This is a genomic window from Lysobacter enzymogenes, from assembly GCF_017168095.1.
In the GTDB taxonomy this organism is placed as follows: Bacteria; Pseudomonadota; Gammaproteobacteria; order Xanthomonadales; family Xanthomonadaceae; genus Lysobacter; species Lysobacter enzymogenes_D.
In genome coordinates, this window is sequence record NZ_LXSD01000440.1 from 1 (window position 1) to 4,293 (window position 4,293).

A 4,293-nucleotide genomic window follows, 5' to 3' on the forward strand; every position below is an offset into this window, starting at 1 on the left:
CGCGGCGCCGGCGGCCCCCGCCTCCGCCGCGCCGGCCGCCGCTGCGCAGCCGCCGTCGCTGCTGTTCGAATTCGCCGCGATCCTGCTGCCGGTGGCGGTGGTGCTCGGCGGCCTGGTCGCGGTGTTGTACGTGCTGCGCAAGCGCCACGGCCTGACCGCGCGCGACGCGCCGCTGTCGGTGCTGCAGATCCTGCCGATCGGCCCGCGCGAGCGGATCGTGGTGCTGCGCACCCGCAGCGGCCGCGCGCTCGCGGTCGGCGTCGGCGGGCAATCGTTGTCGCTCATCGCCGAGCTCGACCCCGACGACATCGCACCGGCGACGGTTGCATCGGCAACCGTTTCCGCGTCCGTCGCTGCCGCCCCCACCGCGGAGCGCGAATCGTGAGCGTTTCGCGCGTACGTTAGACGAATGCGACGAAGCAAGTGCGCACGAGTTCACAAAAACAGCGACGAATGCGCTTGAATTTAGCCGCACGCAATGAAGAACCCGTGAGTTTGTGCACGCATTGCGCGAACCCGGCTCGTTCATGCAACGGGTGACAAATTGCACTTAGTATCGGCCGTCCGGACCGGCATCGTGTCGAGGACAGCCATGCGTGATGGCCCAGGGGTACGTGGCAGCGTCGTGATCGCCCGCAACGTTTCAGACTGTGCGACTCATCACACGATCGCGGCCCGCGGATCCGTCGCGCGGGGCGCGGCGGTCGCCGCGGCGCCCACGCGCGGCGCGCTGCCGGCAGCCCCCGCGGGGAGCGGGATTTCCTAAGGATTTTCGGGACGAACGAATGCGTGGACTGCTGACTTCCTGGATCGCTACCGCGTCCGGCGCGCAGGGCCGTCGCCGCGCGGGCTACAGCGACGTGGTCCTGGCGTTCGCGGCGGTGACCATCATCGGCGTGATGATCCTGCCGCTGCCGCTGGCGATCATCGACACCCTGGTCGCGGTCAACATCGCGATCGGCTTCGGCCTGCTGCTGATCGCGCTGTACATCCCCACGCCCGTGGCGTTCTCCAGCTTCCCCAGCGTGCTGCTGCTGACCACGCTGTTCCGGCTGTCGCTGTCGATCGCCATCACCCGCTCGATCCTGCTCGAAGCCAACGGCGGTCATATCGTCGAAACATTCGGCAGCCTGGTCGCCGGCGGCAACCTGGTGGTCGGCTTCGTGGTGTTCCTGATCATCACCGTGGTCCAGTTCATCGTCATCGCCAAGGGCGCCGAGCGCGTGGCCGAAGTGGCCGCGCGCTTCACCCTGGACGCGATGCCCGGCAAGCAGCTGTCGATCGACTCGGACCTGCGCGCCGGCCTGATCGACAAGGACGAGGCCAAGCGCAAGCGCCGCCTGCTGGAAGTGGAAAGCCAGCTGCACGGCAGCCTCGACGGCGCGATGAAGTTCGTCAAGGGCGACGCCATCGCCGGCATCGTCATCATCATCATCAACCTGCTCGGCGGCCTGGCCATCGGCGTGCTGCAGAAGGGCATGCCGCTCAGCGACGCCACCCACACCTATTCGATCCTGACCATCGGCGACGGCCTGGTCTCGCAGATTCCGGCCATCCTGGCGACCATCGCCGCGGGCCTGGTGGTGACCCGCACCGCCGGCGACGAGGACGACCGCCACCTGGGCGAGTCGATCACCCGCCAGGTCTCCGGCCAGCCGCGCGTGCTGCTGATCACCGGCTGCCTCGCATTCGGGATGATCTTCGTGCCGGGCTTCCCCAAGCTGGTGTTCCTGGCCCTGTCGATCGTGCTGCTGGGCTTCGCCGCCTGGCGCTATCGCCACCATCACCCGCTGCTGCGCCGCGCCTTCAGCGTGCCCGAGGGCGAGCGCGCGGCCGAGGACAAGCCGCTCAACGAGGACGAGGTCGCGCCGCCGGCGCCGTTGCAGCTGGAGATCGCGCCGTCGCTGGCGGCCGCGTTCGGCGAGCACGCCGCGCGCGAGCGCATGGTCGAGGTCGCGCGCCGCCTGCGCGACGAGTACGGCGTGCCGCTGCCGGTGCCGGTGGTGAAGATCGCCGCCGACCTGGAAGGCGACGACGGCCTCGGCGGCTACCGCCTGACCGCGTTTGGCGCGCGCCTGGCGTTCGGCCGGCTGTCGCCGAACGCGCAGTTCCGCGCCGCGCGCGCCGGCGACGCCAACGCGCCCAGGCTGCCGGGCTTCTTCCCGCCGCTGACGGGCGAATGGACCGGCCAGGCCGGCCACGGCATCCGCGATGCGCTGGGCACGGTGATGGAACATTGCCGCCACGCCCTGGAGCGGCGCCTGGGCAGCTTCATCGGCATCCAGGAAGCGTCCAACCTGTTCGGGCGCATGCAGCGCGACTATCCGGACCTGGTCAAGGAAATGCTGCGCGTGGTCGCGCCGCAGCGCGTGGCCGACGTGCTGCGCCGGCTGGTCGAGGAAGGCGTGCCGATCCGCAACCTGCGCGACGCCTTCGAAGCCATCACCGACGTCGGCGGCCGCGAGAAGGACGTGGTGCTGCTGACCGAATACGTGCGCGTCGCGCTCAAGCGCGAAATCGCCGACCGCTACGCCGACGGCGAACGCACCATGCAAGTGCTGCTGATCCACCCGGAACTGGAAGACCGCCTGCGCCAGTCGGTGCGCGTGGCCGGCGGCGCGACCCAGCTGGCGATCTCGCCGGAACTGGCCGGACGCCTGGGCGCGGAGGTGCGTTCGCACCTGTCGCGACAGGGCGAAGGCATAAAGCCGGTGTTGCTGTGTTCACTGGATGTTCGCCGTCATCTGCGCAAGCTGCTGGAGATCGACTTCTTCGAGTTGCCGGTGCTGTCCTACCAGGAACTCGCGCCCGATCTGCGCATCGTGCAGGCCGGCCAGGTGAACGCCTGAGGAGATAATTCGCCATGACCCTTGCTGCGAGCGCTTGTTTCCCCATTCATCGGCCGAACGGCCCGCGCGTATCGCGCGTCCCGGCCGCGCGCCCCGCCCTCGGCGGCGGCGCCTGAACAGGAGTTGCCGCGATGATGTCCCCCGATCCACACGCAAGCCCCGACGCGCCGACCGGCGACGCGCCCGCGCAGGCGGCCGACGCCGCCGAGCCGCGCACTGTCGAACGCCCCGTCGAATCGGCGCCGGCCGCGGCCGAACAACGCGCCGCCGACATCCGCATCGCCTCGCCGGCGATCAGCGTGCTGCGCATCGTCTCCGGCCTGCACACCGGCGGCAGCCGGCCGCTGTCGGCGCAGGAAACCGTGCTGATCGGCAGCAGCGGCGATTGCGACATCGTCCTGTCCGATCCCAACGTCGCCCCGCGCCACGCGTTCCTGACCCGCATGGGCGGTACCGTGTCGTTGCGCGCGCTCGACGCGCCGCTGTTCATCGACGGCCAGACCTTGAGCCCGGGCGATCCGGCCGAACTCGCCGCGATGCAGCGCGTCGACATCGGCGGCGCCTCGTTCGCGGTCGGCGCGGCCGAGGATCCGGGCTGGGCGACGATGCTGCCCAACCTCGCCGACGCCGCGCGCCCGGCCAAGGCGCCGATGCGCCACCTGCCGCTGATCGCGGGCCTGGCGGCGCTGTCGCTGGTGTCGGTGGCGATCGCCGCGGCGGTGATGCCGGGCTTCGAGAAAAAACCCACGCCGACCCAATTGGTGCAGCCGCTGATCAAGGAGTTCTCGATCGCCGGCGGACGCCTGGTCGAGAACGAGGACGGCGGCCTGGTGCTGTCGGGCACGGTCAAGGACGCGGCCACGCGCGAGATGATCCGCAAGCGCCTGGTCACCGACGAGGTCGAGGCGCGGCTGGAACTGCGCACCGGCGACGACATCGCCGGCGACGTGCGCGAAGTGCTGCGCAGCCAGGGCCTGACCACGCAGACGCGCTACCTGGGCGACGGCGATGTCGAGGTCAGCGGCCACTTCGCCGATCCGTCGCTGTTCTCGCGCGCGATCGCCTCGCGCGCGATGCAGGACGTGGCCGGGGTGCGCCGGGTGATCAAGCGCGACCTCGACGCGAGCCCGGTCGCCGCCGGCCCCGCGGTGGCCGCGCCGGAAGAGCCGAAGCCGGCGGTGCCGGCCGAGCCGACCCGGATCGTCAAGATCCTGCGCGACGACAAACCGCGGCTGGTCGACGTCGACGGCAACGAGTACCTGGACGGCGACGTCCTGCCCGATGGCCGCACCGTCAGCGGAATCGGCTCCAAGAAGGTTTGGGCGTTCAACAAGCTCAACGGCTTGATGGAAGAGATCAAGGTGCAGCCGCTGACCGCGCAGGAGCTGGCGATCGCCAGCGGCGCCGCGCCGCCGGCCGATGCGGCGACCGCGGCCGGCGCGCC

At 70.6% G+C, this 4,293-nt stretch carries 3 protein-coding genes; all 3 read left to right on the forward strand.

Features of this window, described 5'->3' with window-relative positions:
• Positions 1 to 385: flagellar biosynthetic protein FliO (locus A7A76_RS18865; protein ID WP_206412653.1), on the forward strand; the 385-nt coding region annotated here is incomplete at its 5' end.
• Between the two features lie 400 nt (positions 386 to 785).
• Complete coding sequence (sctV, locus tag A7A76_RS18870) at positions 786 to 2,849, forward strand: type III secretion system export apparatus subunit SctV (protein WP_206412654.1); 2,064 nt, start codon at positions 786 to 788, stop codon at positions 2,847 to 2,849.
• Positions 2,850 to 2,983: 134 nt separating this feature from the next.
• A partial coding sequence (locus tag A7A76_RS18875; RefSeq protein ID WP_206412655.1) for an FHA domain-containing protein occupies positions 2,984 to 4,293 on the forward strand: 1,310 nt, incomplete at its 3' end.

Excerpts from the sequence above, each read along its gene's own strand:
- sctV (WP_206412654.1), top strand. The coding sequence starts at position 786 with ATGCGTGGACTGCTGACTTCCTGGATCGCTACCGCGTCCGGCGCGCAG.